The following is a 25,243-nucleotide window of genomic DNA, read 5'->3' on the forward strand; positions in this document are numbered from 1 at the left end:
ACCCACCCTACAGTGAAGTCTCAACCTTTACGCTCGGCCCCATGGTGGTGGCGATAGCGATAGATTTGACATAAATGCCCTTAAGGCTGGATGGCTTTTGGGCGTTCAGACTGGCGAGGAAGGCGCGGGTATTCTCTGCCAGTTTGTCGGCGCCAAACGAAACCTTGCCGATTGATAAGTGGACGATGGCCTGCTTGTCGACGCGGTACTCGACCTTGCCGGCCTTGGCCTCGGACACCGCTTTAGCGACGTCGGTGGCAACGGTGCCGGACTTTGGATTTGGCATCAAACCGCGCGGACCGAGCAGCCGGGCGTACTTGCCAAGCTTCGGCATATATTGCGGCGTTGCGACTAAGATATCAAAGTTCAATTCTTCCTTGTCCAGCTGCTTCAGGAACTCCTCGTCACCGATGATGTCAGCGCCGGCTTTCTTAGCGGCAGCATGCTCTGACTCTGGTGCGAACACTGCTACGCGGACGTCCTTGCCGGTGCCGTGCGGCAGCGCTACGGTCGAGCGGACGTTCTGATCGGCTTGGCGCGGATCAACACCCAGGCGAACGTGAATTTCAACGCTGGCATCGAACTTGACGGGGCTGGTCTCAGCAGCCAATTTCAGTGCTTCGTCAAGGCTGTACAGCTTATTTTTCTCAATCTTCTTTGCAGCTTCCTGATATTTTTTGCCGCGGCGCTCCAGGCGCGGACGCGTGATCGGCTTCGGGCCTTTCTTGACATGTGCTTCGGCGTCGTCAGATTGCGGCGTGGTGTCGCCGGCTTCTTTGCGGGCTTCCTTTTCGGCTTTCTCGGCAGCCTCGTCAAGGGCTTTTTGGCTGCGCTTGCCGGCCTTGGCGACGATGGCTTCGCGCTCGGCGATGACGTCCTTATCTTTAGTTTCGTGCGGCTTGCTATTTTCAGGCGTGCCTGATTCAGCTTCGGCAATTGCCGCTTCAATCTCAGCGATGGTATTCTTGTCGCTGACTGCTAGTTGTAGTTCTGCTGCTTTTTCTAGCAGCTCGGCTTTCTTGGCCATACTAATCCTTTCTGTGGTACAAGCGGCGACTCGCGACTTCTCGAGCGAATTTGCCTCCCAGCATTGATTTGATGATGGTGAAATTATACCTGAAATAGTACAGGAAAGCAACCGAGGGTTATACTACGAGATATTACCCATCGCTGATGTTACGGCGCATTAGCCTAGAGAGGAAACGACGGTCTGGGATAACCTGAATAGTACCGTCACTATCTTCCAGTGAAAGGGCAACCCGTGGAGTTGGCTCGTCATTAGTGTAGTCAGTGATTACACTAAAGCCGGTGGATCTCATGTCGTTAAATTTGCTATACGGAAGCCTAACCCCTTCACTCGTGAATGTAGACCCTTCACCGGAAAACGACCCACCCTTACAGAAATCTTCGCCCAATTGCTGAGTCAATGTTTGGACGCCCCAAGCGATTATTGCAGCACGGTCGGCGGGTGAGCCGGCATATTTGGCGGCATTTTCTATGTTGAGTATCGTCTTGTGTATCTCGGGATTTGTCGCTTGAGCCGAAAAGTAACCCGCTAGTAGGTCAGTTGGCAGATGAACATCAAATTGGAGAATATTGCTGATTGTCTCTTGGGAGAGTGGAAAGTGATGCGTATCTCCCTGGGAGCGAATGGCCAGCGCCGCTAGTATTCGCGAGCACTTATTAACCATACATCTTTTAGCCTCTGGTAACAGGAGCTCTCCTCTCAGTTGGCAGACAGCTAGCTTATCGCTCTCAGTAACATTTGTGATCGTGACCAGCGAGCCGATGTAGTCGTCCGGAAAGTGTGGGGTGATGTGCTGCTTGATTATGTTTTCGGGATCCCTATCCCGTGGGAGGCGCTCTCCTCTCTTCGTCACTTCTGTTTTGGCGGCGAGTGCATGATTAGCCTCATCAACCCCTCGCTGAAAGTTTGGGCTACTCAGTATAGATAGTCCGTCGGCTATTGGTGAATGATAACGTCTTTCTCTCATAATTAACTACAAGCATAGATGGTAAAACGTTATTTTGCAAGTAGTTTGACATATTTGCAATGTAGCGGTACAATTATGTAACTATGAATAAGGCGGAATTTTTAGGTAAATGCAAGGACTGTCCGATTGCTGGGCCAGCTTGCGAGAATGTGGAGAATAGACGGCGGGCTGCCCAAGAGGCTGCAGAGTTAGCCCTGAGGGGGTTGAGAGATAATCCAAATATTCAACTTTTTCGAGGTGACGGCGTGCAGGTTGATGTTGCAGGTCTGGATCCTGAGGTACTAGGAGAACTTAATAAAGATCTACGTAGCCAAGCAGCGGGCCTTCTTGATGAGATTGATGAATCTGGAAATCACGTACTGCAGTTTGCCGAGAATTGTCCCGGTCCGACAACGGCTTAATTTCAGACAAAGACGGGTCGTTTAGTACGAGTGAGGGTGTGTGATAGCCCTGTACTGCCTCGGCAAAGTAGCGGAGAGGGAAACATAGAGCCTGTACGAGTGAGGCGAAGGTCGTAACCCGCTTGCCCCTGCTCTTTCGTCTCTGCTACAATAGCAGGTATGAACAATATCACAATCACAGACATTCACGCACGACAAATTTTAGATTCTCGGGGCAATCCGACGGTGGAGGCCGATGTTCGGTTGAGCGATGGCTCGTTCGGGCGGGCGGCAGTGCCGTCAGGTGCCAGTACTGGTTCGCACGAGGCAGTCGAACTGCGTGATGGTGACTTGGCGTATGGCGGCAAGGGCGTGCTCAAGGCGGTCGAGCATGTTAATGTCGAGATCGCGCGGGCGCTGCGCGGCATGGATCCATTTGCGCAACATCGGGTTGACGAGCGGATGCGGCAGCTGGACGGCACGCCAAACAAGGGGCGGCTTGGGGCGAATGCCATCCTAGCGGTCAGCCTGGCGGTTGCCAAGGCGGCGGCCGAGTCCAAGGGTATTGAATTTTTTGTCTATGTTAATCAGCTGGCGAATGCTGGCACGATGAGCCTGCCGATGCCGATGATTAATGTGATGAACGGTGGGCAGCATGCGCTGGGTGCGACGGATATTCAGGAATACATGATCATCCCAGTCGGTGCGTCAACGTTTGAGGATGCGATGCGGATGAGCGCCGAGGTGTTTCATGCGCTGGCAAAGGTGCTCGAGGCTGAGGGTTACCCGACGACTGTTGGCGATGAAGGTGGCTACGCGCCACATGTGCGCGGTGGCAATATGGAGCCGGTCAAGCTGCTAGCACGGGCGATTCAGCAGGCTGGCTACAAGTTGGAGCAGGACTTTGCCTTTGCTCTTGATGTGGCCTCGAGCGAATTCCATGAGGGCGATGGCCAGTATCGGCTGGAGACGGAACATCGCACGCTTGACGTGAATGGTATGATCAAGATGTATAAGCAGCTGCGGGCTGAGTATCCGGTGGTGTCGATCGAGGATGGACTGGACGAGGAAGCGTGGCATGACTGGCAGACGCTGACGACGGAGCTTGGTTCGACGACGCAGCTGGTCGGTGATGATTTGTTGGTGACGAATGTGATGCGGCTAGACCGAGCGATCGCTGAAAAGGCTGGCAACGCGATTTTGATCAAGCCAAATCAAATTGGCACACTGAGCGAGACCATTCAGGCGGTGATGATGGCGAAAAAGGCTGGCTGGAATACGGTGATGAGCCATCGCTCGGGCGAGACCGAGGACGTGACCATTGCTCATCTGGCGGTCGGGCTCGGTACGGGCCAGATCAAGACCGGCTCGATGTCGCGTTCAGAGCGCATCGCCAAGTACAACGAGCTGATGCGCATCGCCGAGATTCGGCCAGAGCTAGAGCTGGTGCGGCCATTCAAGCAGTCGTAGTTCATAGGCTACGGGGATAAGACGCCGGGCGCTTGGTCGGCTGCAGTGGAAATTATTGCCGCAGAGTGATCACTTCGTCGCCGTCGGTACATGTGATGATCCGTGAAGGTGCTGCTTCTGCAACTTCCCCGCCGTCAACGTAGACAGCCACCTCATCACCAAAATACGCGGTTGCCTCATTGACTGTGGTGGCCGGTAGTTGCTCGCTGGGGTTAGCGCTTGGTGCCAGCAGTGGACCGACCAGCTGAATCAGCTCAGACAATGCTGTGTCTGGTGGTACAACGCGAAATGCCAAGGTCGCGTCAGTACGTACTAGGTGCGGCATAACGTCGGGGCTGACCCTGGCAGCAATAGTGGTCGACCGTTCGTGGCGTAGCTGGTCATAGATATACCGCTGCTTGGTGGTGAGTTCGGGAATGTTGTCGGCGCTGCTGAGCAGGATGATGCAGGATTTAGTGCGATCACGCTGGCGTACGCGGTACAGCTCATCAACTGCCTTCGGGCTATCAGCTCGAGCGAGCAGACCATAAATAGTGTCAGTTGGCGCCACGACGAGTTTGTCAGCTCGCAGCGCCTCGATGACGGCAGTGTCAAGTAAGTTTTTGGTGATCACCAAATGATTATACCACAATAAAATTGCCCCACGGCAGGGAGCAATTTTGTTTGAATGAACAGACGTAAATTAGTCGGCGACTTCTACGCCCATTGAGCGAGCGGAACCAGCAACGACTTTCATCGCGCCTTCGATATCGATGGCGTTTAGCTGATCCATTTTTGCTTCGGCAATTTCCTGAAGCTGTGCGCGAGTGATGGTGCCGACCTTTTCGGCGTGTGGCTTGCCTGAACCCTTTTGGATGCCGGCTTTTTCGCGGATCATGTCATCGACTGGCTGCCCCAGACTCTTCCACGTAAAGGTGCGGTCTTCAAACACCTGAATGTGGACGATAACGTCCTTGCCCATCATATCTTTGGTAGCGTCGTTGAATGGATTGATGAAATCCATCATGTTCAGCCCCCACTGACCGAGGGTTGAACCGACTGGTGGCCCGGCGGTTGCTCGTCCGGCAGGGATGCGTAATTTTAGATTACCGATAACTTTCTTTGCCATAGTTTCCTCTTATTTTTCCGTGCGTAACCACTGTATTATAACGAAAATTGTGCTAGAATACAAGCATGAACGCTCGCAGCATCAAGCCGGTTCGTCGCCTAATCAACATGTTTGGGGCGCTCGCTTACAGCCTGTTGATTTTTACTTATGCGGTTATCGTCGGTGCTGGGTTGTTGTGGCTGGCGCGTAGTGGCCTACTCATGCAGCTCGGTGTATCGCCAGAGACAGTCCAGCCGGCACCCACCCCGCCGACTACGCCGAGCGACACGACGCCTCGTGCGGTACCGTTTCTCCTTCAGGTGGTGCAGCTGGTGTTGATGTCGGTAATGACGGTGGCGGTTTTGGGTGTGGTGGTGATGCTACCGTATTGGCTGGGGCGCTGCGGCTCGTATCTGTTGAAGCGCAGCATTCGATTATGTCACAGCCAAGTGACGCTGGCGACCTTGTTATTTGGCAAGATATTGGCGTGCGGCATCGGTACGGTGCCAGTGCTGATCATGGCGATGTATGATGCTAGGCAGTGGCCGATCGCGGCGGTGCTACTGGGAGTAATTACGGTGGCGCTGGTCCTCTTTGCCACGCAACACTACCTCGCCAAAAGTAGCGAGGTAGTTGAAGCCAAAGATGTTTGGTAGCTTGGTGGTGTATCGCTGCGCGGCTAGATGATCAGGCAGCTAGACTTTCTTGACCTGCAGCGCGTCCAGCTCGACTGGTGTATCACGGCCAAACATACTGACCATGACCTTGATCTTGCCCTTGACGGCGTCAATTTCTGCGATTGAGCCATCAAAGCCCTTGAACGGCCCGTCAATGATGGAGACCACTTCACCGACCGAGAAATCAATCTGATGCTTTGGCTCTTCGACGCCCATGCGCTTTTTGATCTTGGCAATTTCTTTGTCCGACACCGGTGTTGGCGTGGTGTCAGCACCAACGAAGCCAGTCACGCCCGGCGTGTTGCGGACGATGTACCACGTCTCGTCGGTCAGCTTCATCTCGACCAGCACGTAGCCCTGAAAGATCTTGGCATCGACAACCTTGCGCTTGCCGTTTTTGATCTGAATTTGCTTTTCTTTCGGCACCATGACGTCAAAGATTTTGTCGGCCATGTCGACGCCGTTGATGCGCTGGCGGATGGATTCAGCAACCTTTTCCTCATAGCCCGAGTAGGTGTGAATGGCGTACCACGAGCGAGTTGAATCGTAGCGATTTGATGACATAAATTCCCTTTCCTATTTCAAAATTTGATTAAAGCCCCAGTTGAATCCGGCGTCAAGCAGCAAGATCAGCACCACAAAGATCAACGTAAATACCAACACCGCCGCCGTCATGCTCCAGGTTGCTGAGCGAGTCGGCCAGCGCACCAGCTTGAGCTCTTGCCATGCACCCTTGAAATAACCAACGTCGCCTGATTTTTTGGCGGATTTTTTGGCCGTGGTTTTTGGCTGTTTTGGTGATGTGGTGGCCGTCTCTGTCGCTATCTTTTTCGTAGTTTTACTGGCGGTTTTTTTGACGGTTGTACTTGCTTTTGACTTATGTGGTGACGGCTGCTTCGTCTCGTCATCTTTCGCGGTGATGCGGCGAACCTTCGTCTTTGATCCTGCTGCGTTTTTTTGTGCCATAGTTTCTCCCAATTTAAAAGTCTGCTTCTTAGCAGACTGTCAAGTCTATTGTAGCGTGTCTGGGCTGTGATTGCAAGGGCGGTTTCACGCGGACGTGGGCGGGTCGGCCAGCTCAAAGCTAAAGGTTGAACCGTGATTGAGTCGGCTTTTGACAGAGATGGTGCAGCCGAGTTTGTGCGCCAATTTGCCCGCAACGTACAGTCCCAGTCCGGTGCCGCTGGTCTCGCGGGTACGATAATCCTCGGCCCGGTAAAATCGCTGGAAAATCTTTTTTTGGTCAGTCTTGCCGATGCCTATCCCAGTATCAATTACCGCAAATTGTACAACGCCGTTACGCCGGTGCATCCGCAGCGTCACCCCGCCACGAGGCGTGTATTTGATGGCGTTGATGATAAAGTTTTGCAGTAGCTCGGTCAAGTACAGCCGCGAAACCTTGATCACGCCAATCTGCGCACTCACATCGAGGTCGAACCGTAGCCCCTTCTCGGCCGCTCGCGGTGCAAACTCACTGTGTAACGTGCTAGCCAGCTCCATCAAATTAATCGTCTCCGTCTCGTCCGCCGCCCCACGTTCAGCGCGCGATAAGGTGCCAAGGTCGTTGATCATTTTAGCGAGGAACATCACTTGATCATGCGCTGCCACTAGCGCTTCGTGTACCTTTTGGGTGTAGCCTTTCTCGGCGAGCAGTCGAGCATTGTCAAGCGCTCCCTCGGCAATGGCCACCGGTGTGCGTAGTTCGTGACTAACAACGCTGATGAACTCATCACGCTCCTGTTCGAGGCTTTTTATCTTGGTGACGTCACGCAGAATCAGCACATAACCGTCAGTGCTGGAGCTGCCGCCCAAAATCGGCGCAAAGGTCGCCTCCAGTCGCAAATGATCGCCATCGCTGAGCGGCATGATCAGGTCGTCACGGGTGCGGATTGAGGGTGACTTACTGAGCTCCTCAAACACGTCGATCGGTGTACCGCTGAGAGTCTGTAATTGAAATATCTCGTTAATGTGGTGGCCATGGAGTGTGGCGTTGGTGTCCAGCAGGCCGATCATCGCCGCATTATAAATCGTGATCACGCCGTGAGCATCAGTACTCAGCACCGCATCGGTCAAGCTGTTTACCAACGTCATCATCTGGCTATGTTCTGGCGCGGCATCCATGTTCTCGTGTGCATGCTGCTGCTGACTGCGCCTCGTGCGCCACGTGCCCATCCCTTGTTTCATATGATTTAGTATAGCACATGCTACACGTGCGGTGTATGGTTTTTCAGTGCCGCTCGGTGCGTTTTGTAAGCTGGGTCGATGGCTGCAACCTCTCGCCAAAAGGCGTCGGAGTGATTCATCTGGCGGGTGTGAGACAGCTCGTGAATCAGCACATAATCAAGCAACTCAAACGGCAGGTTCATCAGCGCGATGTTCAGGCTAATCGTGCCGCGCGACGAGCAGCTACCCCAGCGGCTGGAGGCGTGCGTCAGCTTGATGGTTTGATAGGAAAAGCCATGTTCCTCAGCCAGGAATTTCAGCCGCCGTGGCAGGTAACTTCTGGCTTCCTTGCGTAGCGCTGTGATGACGACTTCGCGAATGCGCTGCTGGATGGCTGGAGTAGTAATGTCGGTGCCGGATGGCAGCTTGACGAGGATGCGGGTGCCGGAGCGCTTGATGGTGGGTTCGGCGAGCGCGGACTGGGTCTCGATAATCAGGTGGTGGCTTTTACCAATTGATTGGTCGCGCGTGTAGTAGCGACCTTGTTGATGCTCAGCCAGGAGCTCGCGAATACGCGGCCGGGAGGATCTGATGAGCAGTTTTGCTGCGAGCAGCGGTGCATACGTCGGCAAGCTAATCCGCAGCTGCCCGTTTGGCGCGACCTTTAGTGATACCTGACGCGCCAAGTGCGAGCGCCTCACCGTGATTTCGCCAAACTCAGCGTCAGTAATCGTTGGCATGTATAGCTCCTAGCTAACGCGAACGCGGCTGAGTACCGGACGCTGCGGACGGCGTTTGTGAGTATCAGCTTGGGCGGCTTGCGGCTGGGTCGGAGCAGCTGTAGTATTCGGGCGAACGTCGGCCAGGCGCTTGAGCAAGGTGCGCGCTTGGGTGTTATAGGTGTGACGACCACTGATGACGACGCATGGCTCGCTGGGGTGTGGCGATGAGAATTGTTTGATCTTGGCATCAAATGTTGCTTCGTCATTATCGTTGGCCTTGAGCCAGCGCATCTTGGCGGTCGCTAGGTCAGTCTGTACCCAGACAAAGAGAATCTTATAGCCAGCAGCGCGGGCTGTCTTGGCGAGCTCAACCCGCCAGGCTCGCTTCTCCGTTGCTCCTTCAAATACGATGGTTTGATGGGTCTTCATCAATTCTTTGAGTAGTGCACCGCTCGCATAATTAACAGCCGCCTCGTCATCAGATAATGCCACCAAGATACTGGAGTCTAAATGCGGTGCATGAAACATCTCAGAAAACTCAGCCGCGAATTGCGACTTGCCCGCCCCCGGCACGCCCACCATGGCAATGATGTGAGGAGAAGAAAGTTGCAAAGGTTTCATATATGTTAGTATACACAAAAAATCCCCCTTATCCAAGGGGGATTCTCGCCTGAAACCTCGCGCTTCAGAATATAGATTCTCGGAGCGGTCAGTCTCTTACAGGTGGCGTCGGCTGGCGACGTATGCCAGGGCTGAGGTAACCAGTGCGCCCAGACCCAGGCCGCCGAGTACTATGTCGGTCATACCAGTTCGTGGTAGTGCGGTTGGTGTTGGTGGGGTTGGGGTGGTTGGCTTTGGATTACACTCTTCGCTGTCGATACCAACGAACCGCTTGGTGTCTTCAGCTTCTTTCTTGGTAACTTCGCGGATTGTCTTGGTAGTGACGTCACAGACCTTGATCTTTTCACACTTGCTCAGATCAGTGGTGTATGGTGGCGTGTTCTCTTTGCCCTTTTCGACTTTTTCGATGACGCCAGTTTGAACGTTGCAGGCCTCGACTTTTTCTGGTACATCGACGGTTGCGTTGTCACAGCTATCTTTGTCGCCAGGAATTTCTGGGGTATCAACGCAGGCGGTGTTGACGACCTTGCCGGTAACTTGTTCTTTGATGGTTGCCGTGATGGTAAAGGTCTTTGATGCACCCTGCTTGAGTTCAGCAATTGTTGCTTTCCAGGTATTGTTCTGGAGCGTGCCCTCAGATGCTTTCAGGAAGGTAACACCTTGTGGCGCATTGTCGGTGACAACAGCGTTCTTTAGGTCAACGTTACCGGTGTTGGTGACGGTTACCTGGTATGGGAATTCGTTGCCAACTTGGACGGTCTTGTGCTTGAGGCCATCAACCTTTTTCTCGATTTTGATGCCAGGGTTAGCCTTTGGCGTTTCTGGCTGGATGGTGAACTGCTTGACACAGTCGTTGCTGGTGCGATCACCAAGGCTGGTTGTGACCTTGACGCGAGCGGTATAAGTGCCCGCTTCCTTGATGGTAGCGCTGGTCTCGCTGGTCAGCGCTGAAGTAGTGTTACTGCGTGAGAAGACTTCCTTGCCCGAAGCATCGGTGATGCTAAAGGTGTATGACTTGACAGTTGCGCCATTCTCGACTGTTGCGTGAGCCTTCAGGGCGACCGTGTTAGTCTGACGATTAATGACTGGCTGGTCAAGTGCTTTACAAGTAGCCACTGGCTGTGGTTTCGGTTTTGGTGGCACAACAACGTTGGTGGCGACAACCGGGTTACCGCACGGTGTCATGATGGCGAACTTAAAGCGGCCCTGCTCATCAAGTCGGATAAATGCCTGCTGTGCGCTACCCATGCGGCTGGCTGGGACGACCTTGGCGTTGGTGCCTGAGATCGGTGTGCCGCCGCTGATGTTGCGGATGGCTGTCCGAGCGTTGGTGGCGACAACGGTGCCGTTGTCGAGGCGAACCTCGCCGTTACGGTAGACTGCGCCATTAGCGTAGTTGCCGCTCAGCATCTCGTAGGAAATACCGAACGCGCCATAAATTGTTGATACGCCTTTGTTGAAATATCGTTCGCGCATCTCTTGTACCGACATGGTACCACAATACACCACGGCGTACTTGTCACAGTCGCGGGTATTGTCAATTGTTTCTGCGTTGGCGTAGTAGACCAGTCCTGCTCCGAAAGCAGCGACCAGCGACAGCGCCACGATCTTAAGCTTTGTACTTAATTTCATAACATCCTCCTCACTGGTTGTTTCTCCAATATTATCACACAAGCATTATTTTGTCAATAACTTATATCATATTTTTTCAAAATGGTTAGTTTGCAGAATATTTTTTTCTGTTATAATAGATACGCTAACCCGTTAGCGGGACGATAGGGGCATAGTTCATCGGCTAGAATGGCGGTCTCCAAAACCGCAGAGGTAGGTTCGACTCCTACTGCCCCTGCCACAATTTATGGCGTGACGACTTGATGAAAGTCGTTTTTTAATGGCTTGCTGTAGAATTGACGGCGCATATCAATTCGTCTCTTGTGAAAATAATACCTTGATCTCGTGAAAAATTGCCAGATGTGCTTGAAAAAGCATAAGCGGCGGTCTATACTGTAAATAAGATGAGAATTTTGATGCTAGGGTGGGAGCTTCCTCCGCACAATTGTGGCGGCCTCGGTGTGGCGTGTTACCAGATGTCAAAGGCGCTGGCAGCGCATGGTATTGCTATTGATTTTGTTGTGCCCTACACGGCCGAGCATCCGAATATTACCCATATGAACATTCATGCGGCCTCGCCGCTGCCGCCGGGCTATCATGACCTTGGGGCGTACGATCATGGTGTCACGCCAGATACTGAGGATAGCGATGAGCACGGACTTGAACCGATGCGCCGACTGCAGCGTCGCTATGGTACGTTTGTCAGGCAGTTTGCTCAGTCACGTCCACCAGATGCCATCCACGCTCATGACTGGTTGACGATGGAGGCTGGCGTGATCGCTAAGGAAGTGTCGGGTGCACCGCTGATTGTTCACGTGCATGCCACTGAGTTTGACCGCTCGGGCGAACATTCGGGTAATCCGTTGGTGCATGAGATTGAACAGCAGGGTCTGATGATGGCGGATCGAATTATTGCGGTTAGCCGTATTACCAAGGATATGATTGTCAAGAATTATCATATCCCGCCAGATAAAGTGGAGGTGGTATACAATGCGATCGACCTGGCTGACCTGCCGCCACATGAGTACGACGTAGCGACATATAAATACCTCGAGGATCTCAAGACTGATGGCTATACCATCGTTGGTGCGTTGACGCGACTGACGGTACAGAAAGGGCTGACCTACTTTGTGCGGGCAGCGGCCAGAGCGCTAGAGCGCTACGACAAGATCGCCTTTTTGCTATCGGGCGATGGCGAGCAGCGGGATGAATTGGTAGCCTTAGCCGCGCGGCTGGGCGTGAGTGACCGGGTGATTTTCACTGGTTTTGTTCGTGGCAAACAGTGGCGTGATGCCTACTATCTGATCGATATATTTATCATGAGTTCGGTATCAGAACCGTTTGGGCTGACGGCGCTGGAGGCAGCCCATCACGATACGGCGCTACTCATCAGCAAGCAGTCAGGTGTTGGCGAGGTACTTCATAACATCATGCGGTTTGACTACTGGGATGTTGATAAGCTGGCGGACGAGATCGTCAATATTGCGCGCTCGCCGGGCCTTCAGTCGGCATTAAAGCGTAATGTCAAGGATGAATACGCTCGGCTGTCGTGGCGGGATGCTGCGGAGCGGTGCGTCGCGCTGTATCAAGCATCGGCTCAAAGGAGGTGGGCATGAGCCGGGGTATCACCCTCTATCTCCACGTGCATCAGCCGTGGCGGGTGCGGCGATATAGTATTTTTGACGTGGCAGCGCGGCACGATTATTTCGAGACGAATGATCCGGCTCAAAACAACGAGTTAATTTTTCATAAAGTCGCCGAGAAGTCGTATCTACGGATGAATGCTCTATTGGAGGAGCTACTCGGGCGACATCATGATTTCAAGTTGTCGCTGAGCATCAGCGGTGTGTTCCTTGAACAAGCGGAGCGCTTTAACCTAGCGGTGATCGAGAGCTTTAAGCGGCTGGTTGGCACCGGCAAGGTTGAATTGGTATCAAGCCCGTATCATCACAGCCTGGCGTTCTTTTATTCGCGGCAGGAGTTTGAGGAGCAGATTCGTCGTCACCAGCAGAAGCTACGTCAGCTGTTTGGCGTCGAGACCAGGGTGCTCGCAAATACTGAACTGGCGTATAACAACGACCTCGCCAAGTGGGCGGAGGCGGCTGGCTTTAGTGGTGTGTTAGCCGAGGGTTGGGATGAGGTGCTGGAGTGGCGCAGTCCGAATTATGTGTATCGGCCGGTTGGCACGGACAAGATTGGACTGCTGCTCAAGAATTATCGCCTGAGTGACGATATCGCTTTTCGGTTTAGTAATCGGTCGTGGGCGGGTTGGCCACTGACGGCAGAAAAATATCGGACGTGGCTGATGGAGGCGACGGCCGAGGCGCCGCTGGTTAATTTGTTCATGGATTATGAAACCTTTGGCGAGCACCAGTGGTCGGATAGCGGTATTTTTAGCTTTTTTGATCAGTTTGTTGCCTCGTGGCTCGAGGTTAGTGGTAATGCCTTTTATACGGTGTCTGAAGCGCTGGCGGCGCATCGGCCGGTTGGCGAGATCAGTATGCCAGAGACGGTGACCTGGGCGGATAGTGAGCGCGATTTGACAGCGTGGAACGGCAATGATTTACAGAAAGAAGCGCTGCGGTACCTATATGAGCTGGAGGCCGATGTACTGAGGAGTGGTGACGAGCAGCTGATCGCTGATTGGCGGCGATTGCAGTCGTCTGATCATTTCTATTATATGTGTACCAAGTGGTTTACTGACGGCGACGTCCACGCGTATTTCAGTCCGTACGATTCGCCGTACGAGGCCTTCCTCTATTATGTTAACGCAATTCGCGATGTGCGCTGGCGGCTGAGTGCGCATCGGTACGAAAGGTTTTGATGTCGGTACTGCTGGCAAATGGCACGTTGGCGGTTGAGCTTGACCAGTTTGGTCGAGTGAGTTCACTGTCGTTCCCGCACGTTGGCCGCGAAGTACAGAACCATCAATCCGTGCATCGTCTCGGCGTGTGGGTGGATGGCGAGTTTTCGTGGATTGATGATGGCGCGTGGCGGATGACGATGCGGCTGCCGCAGGGGGCGCTGGTGGCACACACGGTGCTCAAGCATGAGCGGCTGGGGTTGGTACTGGAGTGCGATGATTTCGTTGATAGCAAGGTCAATGTATTTGGTCGTAATATTCACGTGGTCAATCTGCGGACTGAGACGCGCCAGGTGCGGTTGTTTTTGCATCAGGCGTTTCGGCTATACGATGATGGTCAAGCGATTGATACGGCGCAGTATGTCGAGGCTTCGCAGGCGCTGCTACATTATCGTGGACGGCGGGCGTTTGCCGCTGGCCTACGGACGTTTGCTGGGCGTGATTTTGATCGGTGGACGGTCGGGCGATTTGGTGCTGGGCTGGATGGAGCGTGGCGTGATGCGGAGGATGGCGAACTGGCGGGCTGTCCGCATGAGTATGGCATGACCGACTCGGTGCTGGGCTGCTCGCTGCGGCTGGCGGCGCTAGCGTCGGATCGCTGCACTTACTGGCTCGCGGCCGGGACGTCGATCAAGGAAGCGTTGGGGCTGCACGAAAAGACGCGTAGTGTCGGTCTGGTGCGGGGCCTGGCACGGACGACGGGTGCCTGGCACAAGTGGCTGAGTCCAGGTTTTCGCGCAGCGCAGAAATTGCCGCCAGCCCACCGCCAGACTTTCGTTAATTCCCTGCTGACACTGCGGGCTCACGCGGATGAATCCGGGCTGGTACTCACTGACGACTCGGCGGGTAGTTGTCGTCTGCGCGACGCGGCATTCGCGCTGTGGCCGCTGATCCGGCTGGGGTATGGCAATGAGGCAGCGATGTTTTTCGAAGCTTGCCGGCGGATATTTGAGACCGATGGTTACTTTGCACCGGCGTATTATACGGATGGTGAGCCGGTGGCGACTGATACTGCGTGGCGTCAAGACCGGCCGCCAATGCGACTGGCGGATGCGGCGGCGGTACTATTTATCTTCTGTCAATTTGCGACGTCGCGAGTTGGCATGGAGCGCTCGCGGCAGCTATATCAATCGGTGGCCGCCAAGGTAGCGACATTTTTGACGGATAATTGGGACAATCCAGCAGCGGACGACGACACAGCGTTCGTTTGGCAGTTGTCGCGCGCGGCGCTGGAACAGGCGAGTGAACTCGCGCAGCAACATGACGACCCAGCCAATGCGGTGCAGTGGCGAACCTGCGCTGATGATATTAGCACGCAACTGGCGGGACGTGGTGCTGATGAGGTAACGATGGATGCGGTGTATGCTGCCTATATGTTTGGCGTTGAGGGCGAGGCTGAGCGGACAAAGCAGCTGGTCACTGAGGCGGTGCAAACCTTAGCGGCAGTTGATGGTCTGTTTAAGCGACGGGCGGATGACCCCAATAGCAGCGTGGTTGCTAGCCTGTGGCTGGCGCAATACTACATCGAGACAGGAGAGATGGCGCGAGCAGAGCGAATCGTTGACTTGATCCGCGAGCGGCGCATTATGAAAACTGGCGCAGTGAATGAACAAAGCGTATCGTCGGTGGTGGCTTCGGCTGAATACGTCAATACCCTGCTCGATATGATCGTGGCTCAGCGCTGAGGTTAGCGTAGGGGAATTAAGCCGGCCTACTGATTTGGTCGTTTGTCGCAAATAAAAAATCACCCCTGTCTGAGGGGGTGATTCTCGCTCGATGTCATTAGCCCTTACGTGGTTTGACTTCGTTGCGGCCGAGGTTTTTCTTGGTCTCGGTGTAGGTTGCGTGCTGGCGAGCTACCGGGTCGTATTTTCGGAGTGTCAATTTGCCCTGCCCTTTGGTGGTGCGGTTTTGGGTGTTGACCGTGGTGTAGTACGTGCGGTGACCGCTCAAATCACTGACTAAACCAATCAACTTTCGCTTCGTATTCTTCTTTGCCATCTCTTTACTCGTTACGTTTATTTACAATCTTGACCGATTATAGCACAGATAATTGGGAAACGCTAGGGCGCTTGTTAAGGAAAATTGCTCTTGCTCTCGGACTAATACCAGCGAACCACCTCATCAAGTGGCCGGCGGCTGCGCGGGTGTGGCTGGTCACTCCGGCTGGCGTATCCGAGCGCCAGCATGAGAACTGGCAGGTCTTTATCCGGGTCAATGAGCTGGTGGGTTGTCAGTACCTCTGTCGCCTGATCAATCGAAAATCCCTCAATCGGACACGAGTCAATCCCCCGCTGGGCTGCCACCAGCATGGCAAAGCCAAGGGCGATGTACGCCTGGTGCGCCGACCACTGATGTAGCCCATCAGGTGTGTCCATCAGCTTGAAATCTTTCTTGGCCCACTGCTTCCAGAAGGTCTTATAGGCGGTGCGCTCGACCAGGTTCATTTGTTTTACGTCCTGGAGTATGTGATCAATGTGATCACTAAGCGCCTCGGCCGTCTTGGCGGTAAAAATCAGGAAATGACTGGCATCAAAGCGCGGCTTGTTAATCGGCGCGCATTTTTTCAGACCCTGGCGCAGCTGCTGATCTTGGGTGACAATGACGTCGAATTGTTCAAAACCGTACGAGGTTGGCGTGAGGCGAATTGCCTCAAGGATCAGCTTCATATCTTGGTCAGAGATCTTTTTATCAGCATCAAATTTCTTGCAGGCATGGCGAAAATCCAGCGCTTTGGTAATTTCCGCTGCTGAAATGGTTGGTTTGCTGGTCATTGGCGTCCTCCTTTTTGTTGCCTAATGATATGTTGCTCTTCGGGTGTGAATCGCCGCGATTCGCGCATTTTTTGGTAAGCTTTGTTGCGCGTCCAAGCGTCGATGTGTCTGCTTTCTAGTTCAGCCAGTGTTAACTCAAAGAAGTTAACTGCCGCCGTCGCGTATAGCCAAGCTAGCCCCATCTTGACGTAATAGCCATCGTGCCTGACGTTTTGCAGCGCCGCGAAAACCTGGTCAATATGTGCTTTGTCTAGGAAATTAGTCATCAAAGAAATCACGCCGTAGCGCACCGTGAACTCGGCTTCGCTCCGCAAACATTCCAGCGCAAAGCCCCACCACACTTCGCCAGCAAAGCGCCGCTTTTTCTCGATGAACACATCAATGTGCGCCCACGAATCAACGCGCGGCAGGTAGCGCTTGGCTAGATCAATCGCCGTTTGGTCATCGAGCCGAGCGTGTGTGATCAGCAGCCCGCATAGCAGCACGTAGTCAAATGACTTGTTCTTGGCCGTTAGCAATTTGCTAATGTCCGCTGCGCTCATGTCGGGCGCTAATTCCCTCGCCAATCGCCGCAAATCCGGTATGCGCACACCGATGACCGGCATTTTGGTGTTGACGATGCGCTTGTTAAAGGCGGCGTAGGATTCGTTGCCTTGAGCGAGCGTTTCGAGTTGGCGCGTGAGGTTGTGAAGCATATGTTTATTATAACCTATAAGCGGCGCATTGCTAACGCTGCTCCCACTGTTTCGGTGAAACCCGGCACGAGCTTCATCGTAGTCACTTCTTTTATATCAAACCAGGTAGCCTAAAACAAAACCAAAACGACTTAGCTTAAGTTATTTGCTAATGATTAGCACCTCTTTTGTTTTCGAGTGTGACAAAGCGTACTTGTAGTCCCTATTAGATACCACGCACATTTTTTTACCATATTGTGAAAGTATATCACATATCTGTTCAATGCTCGGGATACCGTCGCTTCTATAAGAAATGACTATTGTGGAATCAGAAAACTTACTTATTATTTTATGGAACTCTCTTTCTATCTGATTTTTATTAGTCCACGGGTTCTTTTTCTTATTTTTTATAGGTAAATGCTTATATCTATGATTAATCTTATTGTTCCAAGTTTTGTAGTTGGCTATTCCCTCTAGAAAGTGATAGAAATCTAAGTAGTCCGTGCCTACACCGTTGCTAGAGATGTACGGTGGGTCAAGATATACTAGGTCAATGTTTTTTGAATCAAAAGTTGCTACGTCTTTATTTAGGGCAACACAATTTTTACCGTTTGAGAATATTGAGCTATTGGCTTCTGCTGCGAAATGTCGAAAACAACTTTCGAAAGACTTGTCCCATGTCGCTTTGTTGCCAAAACTGCGCTTTACTGTCGATAGTCGTAAGTACAAGTTTGCTCTATGAAATAAATTATACGGCCTTTTAATAATACACGATTGAAATAAAGAAAAATAAGCAATTGCCCTCTTATACCTATCCCCCAAGAGCTCAATATTAAAAATCGTTTTATCAAGCCAAGCATTTTCCTCGTCAGTATAGAAAATTCCCTTAAACGTTTTTTGAATAAAATTAAATGAACCGCTGTCATTGTTTAATATGAATTCAATATCTTCCTCGGTTAATAATATGGAATCATTTTCTATAAGTGCAGTTCCTATTATCGAGTTGAACCTAAGAATGTCGTTATAGATAACTTCCTTTCCCTTGCGCTTCAGCATATGCGATACAGAACCGGTTCCACCAAAAGCATCAAGTGCGGTTGTAAAATTTATATCATATATATTTTCCCAAATCCAATCTGTTAATTTGTTCTTTGAACCCTGATAGCGTGTAGCTGGAAAAGGGTGCATTTCGTCAAATACAGTAATGATTTTTTCTTCTGCTAAATACGGTAAGAAGGATGGCTGAATTGCGACGTTCAGATCTCTCATAGCTACAACTCTTCGTCGATGGTGTTTAATAATTTAGCATCCGGCAGCTTTTTCTTGTATGCTACGTATTGCTTTAGATTTGAATATGGCGTATTTCCACCATCAGCCATATCACGAGTTTGGTAATACATCCAATAGTCGTCAAAAATATCTGCACCAAGTTTAGCGAACGGCCCGTTACCATTATGTAGCTTTTCTATCTCTGTGATCGAGCCAATATTTTTTGTATTTCCTGAACCTGGCCTTGAGTTGGCAATCTTATATTTTTCCTGAACAATATAATCAAAATCAGAGACAACAGAGACTATCTCCGGTAAATCATCAATCGTATATATTTTTTCTTCATCAATTTTATTGGGCTGCTGCGTATAAATGACCCCAAGAACAAGGTGGCAAGTATAATTTGAATATGGCATAGTTATATTTTTACCACTGGAACGATTGCGGAAATATCCAGTAAAAGCACCCAAGGTAAAACCGTTTACTCGAGTATTGCTGACTCGATAGGTAGATTTCACATCTACTGCAAACACAGTCCCGTCTCTCTCATCAATAAACGTAATGTCAGGATAGAAATTTTGATGCTCAGCTAGCACCATTTTTAGCTTATTGCTTCTCGCAAACTTCGAAATCGTAGGGAACAACATAAGCTCTATTATCTTAGATATGACCTTTGTATCTATTGAGATAGTATAGATATTTTTGTAAATGTCTATAAAGCCCTTAACTACCCAATCATTATTCTTGTCTTGCAAGACTTTAAGGTCACCCCTTAAGGTATTTTCTAATTTGTTCTTAAATTCTTGTACTTTCATGCTAATAGACTAATAGTAGTATACCACAAAATAACACTCGGTGCTCACTTGTATACATGGAAATAATTCTGTAGACTGTCGTCGATGTTATCGGAGGTATCTTTGTTTATTGCTTGCATTTCTGAGAATGCTTTACCTAGCGATAATAATATACCCGACAATTTACCTACCATTGTGGATCTTGGAGTTATGGCCTTACTGACATCAAGGCGCCAAAACAAAAAAACTGGCTAAAAATTTACTAGTAATCTAAAAATCAAAATGGAGCCACGATCGGGGCTTGAACCCGAGACCTCATCCTTACCATGGATGCGCTCTACCAACTGAGCTATCGCGGCATATTACTACGTCTAAAAACGGCGCAGTAACAGTTGTTATTGTATCACACTCGCATGGTCGTGCAAAGATGATGGCGAGTCGAGACTATTTCTTAGCCTTTGCTTTGGCTTCCGTTTTAGCCTGGTCTTGTGTATCAGTAGCTTTAGGGGTTGTTGGCTTATCTGCTTTGGCTGAGTCAAACTCAGATTCGATTTCGCTGAGCACGTAGCCCATAGCGGCGACCAAGGCGATAGCAACAACTCCGCTCGTAACGTCGTAGTAATGGGTGAAGAAGCTGAGGATAAAGGTGACAACGGTGGCAAGGAACGTAACGACAATGCCAGCGGTAGTAAAGAGCCAGCCTCGGGTTTGCTTGCGTCGTAGCGGTGAGATGGCCAGTCCGAAGAGGACAATTTCGGTGATCGCAAAGATCAGCGTGATGATCTGCTGCAAGCGGATGATGGCGATATTTGGTACAAATATGGCGACGCCAAAGAGCGAGATGTGATCAGCTTGTGATAGTAATGACAGGGCTGAGGTTAGTGACAAGGCAGCTACCACCGCCAACATCGCGGCGACAATCCAGAGGTTGTCGGCGACCGCTTGGCGCGATTGCTTGGACATGCGCGGTAATGGTTTATAGAGTGCTTTGAGTGTTTTGGCAAATGGAAATCGTTTCATGATTTGATAATAGCATGTCGGGCGGCGGCGAGCAACTCAGCGTGAAGTACGGGTAGATTTTGTGGTGCGCGCTCGGGTCGGCTTGGCTGGCCGTGGCAAGCGCGGCGCAATGATGGCGTCCAGTACCGTCCAGGCGACGCTATTGACCAAGAAGACCACGCCGACGATACCGGCGATTGAGGCGGCCAGATGTGCGGCTGAATTACTGATCAAGATCAGCCCGCCGCCGATCGTTAAGCTGATGATGGCTAGGGCGACGTAGGCCTGCTGTAACTTGAGGCGCTGATTTTTCTGCTCGTTCCAGGTAATCAGCCCTCGCTTGATAAGCTCTAACATGCTCGAAATTATAGCATTGTTTATGAGTAAAGTCAACGTTACCTATAGTCGCTAGTTAGTCACTAGGCAAAACCTATTTCCATCAGGGTCTTGCATAACTACCCAGCGCCAGTTGCCTTCTGACTTTTCTTCTACGAGCTTTCCACCAAGGTCGATTATTTGTTGAATAGCCTCGTCAATATCATCGACAACAATATCGATATGCATCCCGAGAGATTCTTGATTGGGAACCTGTTGGATACTAATTGTTACCCCATCCTCATTATTAGTCGATGGTAGATCAATGTATGGCGGTGAGACATCACCCAGTTCTCTGCCGGTTACGGCGCTCCAGAACTTTGCCGATTCTTTGCTGTCTGTTGAGTTTATGATAAGGTATCCAACCCTACCAATAGGCGTTTTTCTTTCCTCTGGCGTTACCCTTTTCTTTTCCATAGTTTCATTATATCAAAAGAAAGCCAGAAAGAACTCTGAGACGGCTATCGCCATTACTGCGAGTGCGTTCGGCGTATTCATCGGTATGGCACTGGTGATCGGGCTGATGTATAATGAAGCCATCGCCGACCAGGTGCGGACAGAACTCACACATTTGCCCGACACGCACGAAATCAAGATGTATGGTGGTATTGCCTTTATGGTCAACAACAAAATGTGCGTTTGCGTTGGTGGTAGTAAAGCAGACAATATCATGGTGCGTGTCGGTGCGGACGCATACGAGGACGCACTGAAACGAAAGGGCCCGCGCCCGACAATCATGAAAGATCGTCCGATCAAAGGTTATATCGACCTCGACAGCGAGGGGCGAGCGTAGCTATTACTTATTGCTCTGTTCAAAAGCAAGTCGCCCACGTGTCGCAACAATCGCCACGATTGCTAGCACTGTCAGACTGAGTGCAGCAGGCCAGTTGTTGGTGACAGCAGCGCCGCTGAGCGTTGCGACAACAAAGAGCGACCAGTTGACGCTATTGTGTGCGAGTATAGCAAGAAACACACTACCGCGTGCCTTGTTGACGAGCCATGACATCACCACCGACATACTCACCACTAGTACAAGGTACGCCCATAACTGCGAAACACCGCTGCGTGCCGTGTCCCATTCGGAAGTAAAGAATAATGGTATATGCCATAGACAGTGCACGACGCCCAAAATAACCGCCGCAACTAGCGGGTGATACCGCTGCTGCAAACGATGAAGGGCGAAGCCTCGCCAGCCGCCCTCTTCTTGTAGCGGACCGCCAGCAAGATATGTAACAAATGTGACGAGCAGTGTCGTGATAATCGCAGGCGACATGTCGGACGAAATCCCGACACCACCAAAGAGGAAATACGCCGCACAAATCGCGAGAGGAATTGCCGCGAATGCGAGAATATATGCCAGTGGGTGCGCTCGCCACTGTGTAAAGCTCTTTTGTAGTTGCTTTACTCCTTCGCGTCCACTCACAATGCGAGTAACAACAAACACCGCAACCAGTGGCCCCGCAATAAGCCCGAGCTGATTGATGCCGGCAGCCGCAGAACGTGGCAGCTCATACGGTAGCAACCCGACACCTGTCTGCGACAACCACCACGGACTCCACCCAATCCACGACCCAAGATATGCGAGAATAAAAAATGACGCTAGGGGATAGGCACGAACAGTGCTAATGAACTTGTTTTTTATAGATAGCTGGCTCATGGAGCTATTATACCTTGCTGGTGATGTTATTGCGACCAGCGACGCGACTCACAGTTTTGTCCTGTTTTGGTGCCGGAAGTAGGACTCGAACCTACGAAGCCTGACGGCGGGAGATTTACAGTCTCCTGTGATTGCCACTACACGATTCCGGCATGAAACTTATTGCACCGCGGAGCCCGTACGTCTCTACGCGCTTGGTGCGAGGGCGATGCAAATGGAGCCGATTCAGGGATTCGAACCCAGGACCTGCTGTTTACAAAACAGCTGCTCTAACCAGCTGAGCTAAATCGGCATCTTGAATGATTGTAGCAAGTTTTGTGGTTCAAGACAAGATCTACATGATTACTTTTCGTGATGATTGCCGCGGCTGGCGTGGCTGCTGAGGGTGAGCTGGGTGTTGCGAACGGCGTGAGGTGGTGGCTGGCTTGTCGGGCGTAAGCATGGCCGTGGCGCGCTCGCGAAGTTTGGCGGCCAGTTCGGGCTGCTTGGCGCTGTCGTAGGCTTGAGCGAGTGTGTTCAGTGTGTGCGGCGTCGGTTCAAGCTCGGCGGCCTTCTCCAGCGCCGCCAGCATTTTCTTGGTGTTGCCTAATTTCTCCTGAACCTTGGCGTAGGCGATGTGCCGGGCGGCATGATTGGCTTCCATATCAAGCGCCTGCTCAAATGCCAGCGCCGCCTTGACATAATCTTGCGTCTCGTAGTAAATGAGGCCGACATTGTGCAGGCTCGAGGCGCTCGGCTCGAGGCTCTGGGCGATTTCAAAACATTCGATGGCGTCCTTGTAGGCGCGCTGCTTGGCGTATAAAATCCCCAGGCGGTTGTAGGCCGTGGCATTTTTCTCATCGACGCGCAGGATGGTTAGGAGTGCCTTCTCGGCACGCAGATATTTGTTTTCGCGCAGCGACTCTTGAGCGATGGCCCAGAGCTTATCGAGTTTCTCTGACAATTTAACTGGTAAGTTTTGCGCTTCGCCGACTGATGGCTGATACCAAACTGCCCACACCATAACCAGCAGGATAACTAATAATCCAGACATATGCATCCATTATACCACAATATTGAGTAGCGCCAGCCGCACATTGCCATTATGCGTCAGTCGCGTCTCGGCGGTGATGATCCGATCAAGGAGAGGCTGGTGCGCGGGGCTCGGCTGAGTTTTCATCTGAAACGCCACCATGGTGAGGAGGATGTCGATCAATTGGAGGGCTTTGGCGCGGTCGGTGAAATAGGATGGCAGCGTGCGTAGTGCTTCGTATGAGCCTGGCGTAGAGAGGATGCATTTGGCGTCAGCGGCGATGGCTTGATATTCGGACAGTAATTTCGGCGTGCGTGCTAATTGGCGGATAAGCAGCGGCCGTCCGGCGGCTAGGAACAGGATTTGGCGCCGCTCGCTGGCGGTGAGCGAGGTGCCGTCAAGTAGCGTTTCGTCCTGCACCTGCGAGGTGCGGTGCAAGGTCAGCACGTGGCAGCGCGAACGGATGGTGGCTAGCAGCTGCTGTTCGTTCTCGGCCACGAGCAAAAAATGTGTGTTGGCGTTCGGCTCCTCCAAGGATTTGAGAAGCGCATTCTGTGCCGCCTCGCTCATCTGGTCGGCTGGATTGATAATGATAACACGGCGAACCGTGGCGTGCGTGCGCAGCATGGCGATCATGGTGCGGATCTGCTCGGTTGTAATAGTGGTTTTTGCCTCCAGCGGCTGCAACCGAATCACCTCTGATGGTGTGAGGGTTGCCAGATATTCAGCAGTGCCACTGCCGTCCAGTCCATGCTCGGCGCTGATGATCACCGCCTGCGGCAGTCGCTCGGCGAGTTGGCGCAGTGGAGCGCGGTCGCGATGCGCTACCACTGGTGTGCGCGGTGGGCGGGCGCTAGTCATGAGCGGTCTCGTCCGTTTTGTCTTGGGTCGCGGCAGCCTCCGGGAATAATTGTCGAAACTCCGCTGGAGCGGCCGCTTCAAAGGTTTTTCGTTCACCTGATGGCAACGTGATTTCCAGTTTGTGGGCGTGGAGCATCAGGCGGCTGGCGTTCGGTTTGCCGTAGACGCGGTCGCCGAGAATTGGTGTGGCTAGGTGCGCCATATGGACACGCAGCTGGTGAGTGCGGCCGGTGGTGGGTTTAAGTTCAATCAGTGCTTGGGTACTGGTTGCTGTCAGTACGCGGTAGGTCGTCTGGGCGGGTTTGCCGTTTGGGTCAACACGGAAGGTGCTGGGCGCGGATGGGTTGCGGCCAATTGGCAGGTCGATTTTTGCGGCGGCTAGTTTTGGTATGCCGTCGGTCACCGCGAGGTAGGTTTTTTTGGCAGTACGCTGGGCGAATTGCCCTTGCAGGTGGGCGGCAGCGTCAGCGTTTTTCGCGATAATCAGTACGCCCGAGGTGTCGCGGTCGAGCCGATGGACGATGCCCGGCCGGTCGGTGTCCGAGGCAAACGAAGTCTTGGGACGAATAATTTCCGCTACCGTCGGCTCGGTCGATAATCCGCCTTTGGCATGCGTCAGGAGACCGCTGGGTTTATTCACCACCATCACGTCATCGTCTTCGTACAACACTGGCAGCTCTGCACTTGCCTGCTCCTGCTCTGGCAACTTGACGGCAATTTCATCGGTCTCGTCAACCTCAAACTTCGGCGTCGTCACCACTCGCTGATTGACCGAAACACGCCCAGCTTTGATGTATTTTTGCCAGAGGCTGCGCGAAATTGATGGGTCAAATATTGTGGACAAGTGGATGTCCAGGCGCTGCTTGGTCGGTACAATTCGAAACATCATGACAAACTTGCCCTGAAACGGCGTCTCGGTGAAATTCGGGTCAAGCGGATTTGGCAACATCTCAGCGTTGGCGGGCTTACCAGGCCATAATTCGTCAATTGATTCCTCGTCAACAATCGAACCATATAACACAGCAAAATGCTGTTTGTTCAGGATGAATTCTGCCAGCACGTGCGACTCGTCCGTCTGAACCTTCAGGTGGCGCAAGGCCTTGACGGGCGTGTTGTCGTCTGCCAGCTGGTACAATCTGGCGATCTTGAGGACGGTGCGCGGCGAAATTTTCACGCGGCGTGTCCTCTATGGTTTGGGCGGCTAGACATCTGCGGCGCTTGATGTGGCGGCGTTCCCCGC

Annotated in this window: 29 protein-coding genes and 4 tRNA genes; 8 read left to right on the forward strand and 25 right to left on the reverse strand. The window is 52.2% G+C overall.

From position 1 onward, the window contains the following. Window positions 1-7 precede the first annotated feature (7 nt). A complete protein-coding gene (locus FBF26_02195; GenBank protein QJU10560.1) occupies window positions 8-694 on the reverse strand; it encodes a 50S ribosomal protein L1 in 687 nt (228 codons plus the stop codon). 466 nt (window positions 695-1,160) lie between these two features. Next, window positions 1,161-1,994 (reverse strand): hypothetical protein, encoded by an 834-nt coding sequence (locus FBF26_02200; GenBank protein QJU10072.1) that lies wholly within the window; start codon window positions 1,992-1,994, stop codon window positions 1,161-1,163. An 83-nt stretch (window positions 1,995-2,077) separates the two neighbouring features. On the opposite strand from FBF26_02200, the gene FBF26_02205 reads away from it, so the two are divergent. Then, window positions 2,078-2,395: a hypothetical protein gene (locus tag FBF26_02205; GenBank protein ID QJU10073.1), complete on the forward strand. Its 318-nt coding sequence runs from the start codon at window positions 2,078-2,080 to the stop codon at window positions 2,393-2,395. A gap of 159 nt (window positions 2,396-2,554) precedes the next feature. After that, on the forward strand, window positions 2,555-3,844 hold the full coding sequence (locus FBF26_02210) for a phosphopyruvate hydratase (GenBank protein ID QJU10074.1): 1,290 nt from the start codon (window positions 2,555-2,557) through the stop codon (window positions 3,842-3,844). Between the two features lie 52 nt (window positions 3,845-3,896). Here the strand turns inward: FBF26_02210 and FBF26_02215 are convergent, their stop codons facing one another. Together FBF26_02215 and rplK are read right to left on the reverse strand one after the other, a co-directional pair. Further along, window positions 3,897-4,502, reverse strand: coding sequence for an L-threonylcarbamoyladenylate synthase (locus tag FBF26_02215; protein ID QJU10075.1), 606 nt, complete (start codon window positions 4,500-4,502; stop codon window positions 3,897-3,899). Window positions 4,503-4,526: 24 nt separating this feature from the next. Beyond that, window positions 4,527-4,952: a 50S ribosomal protein L11 gene (gene rplK, locus FBF26_02220; GenBank protein QJU10076.1), complete on the reverse strand. Its 426-nt coding sequence runs from the start codon at window positions 4,950-4,952 to the stop codon at window positions 4,527-4,529. A 65-nt stretch (window positions 4,953-5,017) separates the two neighbouring features. On the opposite strand from rplK, the gene FBF26_02225 reads away from it, so the two are divergent. After that, on the forward strand, window positions 5,018-5,587 hold the full coding sequence (locus FBF26_02225) for a hypothetical protein (protein ID QJU10077.1): 570 nt from the start codon (window positions 5,018-5,020) through the stop codon (window positions 5,585-5,587). Window positions 5,588-5,626: 39 nt separating this feature from the next. Here the strand turns inward: FBF26_02225 and nusG are convergent, their stop codons facing one another. The 6 genes from nusG to FBF26_02255 form a co-directional block, all read right to left on the reverse strand. Next, window positions 5,627-6,172 (reverse strand): transcription termination/antitermination protein NusG, encoded by a 546-nt coding sequence (nusG, locus tag FBF26_02230; GenBank protein QJU10078.1) that lies wholly within the window; start codon window positions 6,170-6,172, stop codon window positions 5,627-5,629. A gap of 12 nt (window positions 6,173-6,184) precedes the next feature. Further along, the gene (gene secE, locus FBF26_02235; protein QJU10079.1) at window positions 6,185-6,574 is read right to left on the reverse strand and encodes a preprotein translocase subunit SecE; all 390 of its coding nucleotides are present in this window, start codon (window positions 6,572-6,574) and stop codon (window positions 6,185-6,187) included. Window positions 6,575-6,658: 84 nt separating this feature from the next. Further along, window positions 6,659-7,792, reverse strand: coding sequence for a hypothetical protein (locus FBF26_02240; protein ID QJU10080.1), 1,134 nt, complete (start codon window positions 7,790-7,792; stop codon window positions 6,659-6,661). 20 nt (window positions 7,793-7,812) lie between these two features. Further along, a complete protein-coding gene (locus FBF26_02245) occupies window positions 7,813-8,511 on the reverse strand; it encodes a M48 family metallopeptidase (protein QJU10081.1) in 699 nt (232 codons plus the stop codon). A gap of 9 nt (window positions 8,512-8,520) precedes the next feature. Then, window positions 8,521-9,114 carry an ATP-binding protein gene (locus FBF26_02250; GenBank protein QJU10082.1) on the reverse strand — a complete coding sequence of 198 codons (594 nt, stop codon included), beginning with the start codon at window positions 9,112-9,114 and terminating at the stop codon, window positions 8,521-8,523. A gap of 96 nt (window positions 9,115-9,210) precedes the next feature. Next, window positions 9,211-10,746, reverse strand: coding sequence for a DUF11 domain-containing protein (locus FBF26_02255; protein QJU10083.1), 1,536 nt, complete (start codon window positions 10,744-10,746; stop codon window positions 9,211-9,213). Window positions 10,747-10,891: 145 nt separating this feature from the next. On the opposite strand from FBF26_02255, the gene FBF26_02260 reads away from it, so the two are divergent. The 4 genes from FBF26_02260 (at window position 10,892) to FBF26_02275 (ending at window position 15,273) form a co-directional block, all read left to right on the forward strand. Continuing rightward, window positions 10,892-10,966 (forward strand) — tRNA-Trp (locus FBF26_02260). Window positions 10,967-11,129: 163 nt separating this feature from the next. Continuing rightward, window positions 11,130-12,341 carry a glycosyltransferase family 4 protein gene (locus FBF26_02265; GenBank protein ID QJU10084.1) on the forward strand — a complete coding sequence of 404 codons (1,212 nt, stop codon included), beginning with the start codon at window positions 11,130-11,132 and terminating at the stop codon, window positions 12,339-12,341. After that, complete coding sequence (locus FBF26_02270) at window positions 12,332-13,549, forward strand: alpha-amylase (GenBank protein ID QJU10085.1); 1,218 nt, start codon at window positions 12,332-12,334, stop codon at window positions 13,547-13,549. Before FBF26_02265 ends, FBF26_02270 begins: the two co-directional genes overlap by 10 nt. Further along, entirely contained in the window at window positions 13,549-15,273 is a 1,725-nt protein-coding gene (locus FBF26_02275; GenBank protein QJU10086.1) for a hypothetical protein, read from the forward strand. Before FBF26_02270 ends, FBF26_02275 begins: the two co-directional genes overlap by 1 nt. A gap of 97 nt (window positions 15,274-15,370) precedes the next feature. On the opposite strand, the gene rpmG is transcribed toward FBF26_02275, so the two are convergent. From rpmG to FBF26_02320, 9 genes are all read right to left on the reverse strand, one after another. Further along, window positions 15,371-15,589 carry a 50S ribosomal protein L33 gene (rpmG, locus tag FBF26_02280; protein ID QJU10087.1) on the reverse strand — a complete coding sequence of 73 codons (219 nt, stop codon included), beginning with the start codon at window positions 15,587-15,589 and terminating at the stop codon, window positions 15,371-15,373. A gap of 101 nt (window positions 15,590-15,690) precedes the next feature. Beyond that, the gene (locus FBF26_02285) at window positions 15,691-16,362 is read right to left on the reverse strand and encodes an NAD(P)H-dependent oxidoreductase (protein QJU10088.1); all 672 of its coding nucleotides are present in this window, start codon (window positions 16,360-16,362) and stop codon (window positions 15,691-15,693) included. Beyond that, window positions 16,359-17,057 (reverse strand): DNA alkylation repair protein, encoded by a 699-nt coding sequence (locus FBF26_02290; protein QJU10089.1) that lies wholly within the window; start codon window positions 17,055-17,057, stop codon window positions 16,359-16,361. Before FBF26_02290 ends, FBF26_02285 begins: the two co-directional genes overlap by 4 nt. Window positions 17,058-17,198: 141 nt before the next feature. Further along, window positions 17,199-18,305, reverse strand: coding sequence for a DNA methyltransferase (locus FBF26_02295; protein QJU10090.1), 1,107 nt, complete (start codon window positions 18,303-18,305; stop codon window positions 17,199-17,201). Between the two features lie 2 nt (window positions 18,306-18,307). Further along, on the reverse strand, window positions 18,308-19,120 hold the full coding sequence (locus FBF26_02300) for a restriction endonuclease (protein QJU10091.1): 813 nt from the start codon (window positions 19,118-19,120) through the stop codon (window positions 18,308-18,310). Between the two features lie 262 nt (window positions 19,121-19,382). Next, window positions 19,383-19,458 (reverse strand) — tRNA-Thr (locus tag FBF26_02305). 85 nt (window positions 19,459-19,543) lie between these two features. Then, the gene (locus tag FBF26_02310) at window positions 19,544-20,119 is read right to left on the reverse strand and encodes a hypothetical protein (protein QJU10092.1); all 576 of its coding nucleotides are present in this window, start codon (window positions 20,117-20,119) and stop codon (window positions 19,544-19,546) included. 36 nt (window positions 20,120-20,155) lie between these two features. After that, a complete protein-coding gene (locus FBF26_02315) occupies window positions 20,156-20,455 on the reverse strand; it encodes a hypothetical protein (GenBank protein ID QJU10093.1) in 300 nt (99 codons plus the stop codon). A gap of 51 nt (window positions 20,456-20,506) precedes the next feature. Further along, window positions 20,507-20,890 (reverse strand): hypothetical protein, encoded by a 384-nt coding sequence (locus tag FBF26_02320; protein ID QJU10094.1) that lies wholly within the window; start codon window positions 20,888-20,890, stop codon window positions 20,507-20,509. On the opposite strand from FBF26_02320, the gene FBF26_02325 reads away from it, so the two are divergent. Further along, window positions 20,739-21,266, forward strand: coding sequence for a TfoX/Sxy family protein (locus FBF26_02325; protein QJU10095.1), 528 nt, complete (start codon window positions 20,739-20,741; stop codon window positions 21,264-21,266). The genes FBF26_02320 and FBF26_02325 overlap by 152 nt on opposite strands. A 3-nt stretch (window positions 21,267-21,269) precedes the next feature. On the opposite strand, the gene FBF26_02330 is transcribed toward FBF26_02325, so the two are convergent. The 6 genes from FBF26_02330 to FBF26_02355 form a co-directional block, all read right to left on the reverse strand. Further along, a complete protein-coding gene (locus FBF26_02330; GenBank protein QJU10096.1) occupies window positions 21,270-22,130 on the reverse strand; it encodes a CPBP family intramembrane metalloprotease in 861 nt (286 codons plus the stop codon). Window positions 22,131-22,197: 67 nt separating this feature from the next. Beyond that, window positions 22,198-22,282 (reverse strand) — tRNA-Tyr (locus tag FBF26_02335). 63 nt (window positions 22,283-22,345) lie between these two features. Further along, window positions 22,346-22,422 (reverse strand) — tRNA-Thr (locus FBF26_02340). A gap of 42 nt (window positions 22,423-22,464) precedes the next feature. Then, window positions 22,465-23,169, reverse strand: coding sequence for a tetratricopeptide repeat protein (locus FBF26_02345; protein QJU10097.1), 705 nt, complete (start codon window positions 23,167-23,169; stop codon window positions 22,465-22,467). 3 nt (window positions 23,170-23,172) lie between these two features. Continuing rightward, on the reverse strand, window positions 23,173-24,003 hold the full coding sequence (locus tag FBF26_02350) for a hypothetical protein (GenBank protein ID QJU10098.1): 831 nt from the start codon (window positions 24,001-24,003) through the stop codon (window positions 23,173-23,175). Next, window positions 23,996-25,177 (reverse strand): RluA family pseudouridine synthase, encoded by a 1,182-nt coding sequence (locus FBF26_02355; GenBank protein QJU10099.1) that lies wholly within the window; start codon window positions 25,175-25,177, stop codon window positions 23,996-23,998. Before FBF26_02355 ends, FBF26_02350 begins: the two co-directional genes overlap by 8 nt. Between the last annotated feature and the right edge of the window lie 66 nt (window positions 25,178-25,243).

The organism is Candidatus Saccharibacteria bacterium oral taxon 488 (assembly GCA_013100825.1).
Taxonomy (GTDB): Bacteria; Patescibacteriota; Saccharimonadia; order Saccharimonadales; family Saccharimonadaceae; genus Nanosynbacter.

Coding starts and splice junctions, on each gene's coding strand:
- FBF26_02300 (QJU10091.1), bottom strand. CDS start 19,120: ATGAAAGTACAAGAATTTAAGAACAAATTAGAAAATACCTTAAGGGGT.
- FBF26_02250 (QJU10082.1), bottom strand. CDS start 9,114: ATGAAACCTTTGCAACTTTCTTCTCCTCACATCATTGCCATGGTGGGC.
- FBF26_02205 (QJU10073.1), top strand. CDS start 2,078: ATGAATAAGGCGGAATTTTTAGGTAAATGCAAGGACTGTCCGATTGCT.
- FBF26_02295 (QJU10090.1), bottom strand. CDS start 18,305: ATGAGAGATCTGAACGTCGCAATTCAGCCATCCTTCTTACCGTATTTA.
- FBF26_02350 (QJU10098.1), bottom strand. CDS start 24,003: ATGACTAGCGCCCGCCCACCGCGCACACCAGTGGTAGCGCATCGCGAC.
- FBF26_02225 (QJU10077.1), top strand. CDS start 5,018: ATGAACGCTCGCAGCATCAAGCCGGTTCGTCGCCTAATCAACATGTTT.
- FBF26_02255 (QJU10083.1), bottom strand. CDS start 10,746: ATGAAATTAAGTACAAAGCTTAAGATCGTGGCGCTGTCGCTGGTCGCT.
- FBF26_02265 (QJU10084.1), top strand. CDS start 11,130: ATGAGAATTTTGATGCTAGGGTGGGAGCTTCCTCCGCACAATTGTGGC.
- nusG (QJU10078.1), bottom strand. CDS start 6,172: ATGTCATCAAATCGCTACGATTCAACTCGCTCGTGGTACGCCATTCAC.
- FBF26_02310 (QJU10092.1), bottom strand. CDS start 20,119: ATGAAACGATTTCCATTTGCCAAAACACTCAAAGCACTCTATAAACCA.
- FBF26_02290 (QJU10089.1), bottom strand. CDS start 17,057: ATGCTTCACAACCTCACGCGCCAACTCGAAACGCTCGCTCAAGGCAAC.
- FBF26_02320 (QJU10094.1), bottom strand. CDS start 20,890: ATGGAAAAGAAAAGGGTAACGCCAGAGGAAAGAAAAACGCCTATTGGT.
- FBF26_02285 (QJU10088.1), bottom strand. CDS start 16,362: ATGACCAGCAAACCAACCATTTCAGCAGCGGAAATTACCAAAGCGCTG.
- FBF26_02245 (QJU10081.1), bottom strand. CDS start 8,511: ATGCCAACGATTACTGACGCTGAGTTTGGCGAAATCACGGTGAGGCGC.
- FBF26_02330 (QJU10096.1), bottom strand. CDS start 22,130: ATGAGCCAGCTATCTATAAAAAACAAGTTCATTAGCACTGTTCGTGCC.
- FBF26_02240 (QJU10080.1), bottom strand. CDS start 7,792: ATGAAACAAGGGATGGGCACGTGGCGCACGAGGCGCAGTCAGCAGCAG.
- FBF26_02275 (QJU10086.1), top strand. CDS start 13,549: ATGTCGGTACTGCTGGCAAATGGCACGTTGGCGGTTGAGCTTGACCAG.
- rplK (QJU10076.1), bottom strand. CDS start 4,952: ATGGCAAAGAAAGTTATCGGTAATCTAAAATTACGCATCCCTGCCGGA.
- secE (QJU10079.1), bottom strand. CDS start 6,574: ATGGCACAAAAAAACGCAGCAGGATCAAAGACGAAGGTTCGCCGCATC.
- FBF26_02315 (QJU10093.1), bottom strand. CDS start 20,455: ATGTTAGAGCTTATCAAGCGAGGGCTGATTACCTGGAACGAGCAGAAA.
- FBF26_02345 (QJU10097.1), bottom strand. CDS start 23,169: ATGCATATGTCTGGATTATTAGTTATCCTGCTGGTTATGGTGTGGGCA.
- FBF26_02210 (QJU10074.1), top strand. CDS start 2,555: ATGAACAATATCACAATCACAGACATTCACGCACGACAAATTTTAGAT.
- FBF26_02200 (QJU10072.1), bottom strand. CDS start 1,994: ATGAGAGAAAGACGTTATCATTCACCAATAGCCGACGGACTATCTATA.
- rpmG (QJU10087.1), bottom strand. CDS start 15,589: ATGGCAAAGAAGAATACGAAGCGAAAGTTGATTGGTTTAGTCAGTGAT.
- FBF26_02325 (QJU10095.1), top strand. CDS start 20,739: ATGTATGGCGGTGAGACATCACCCAGTTCTCTGCCGGTTACGGCGCTC.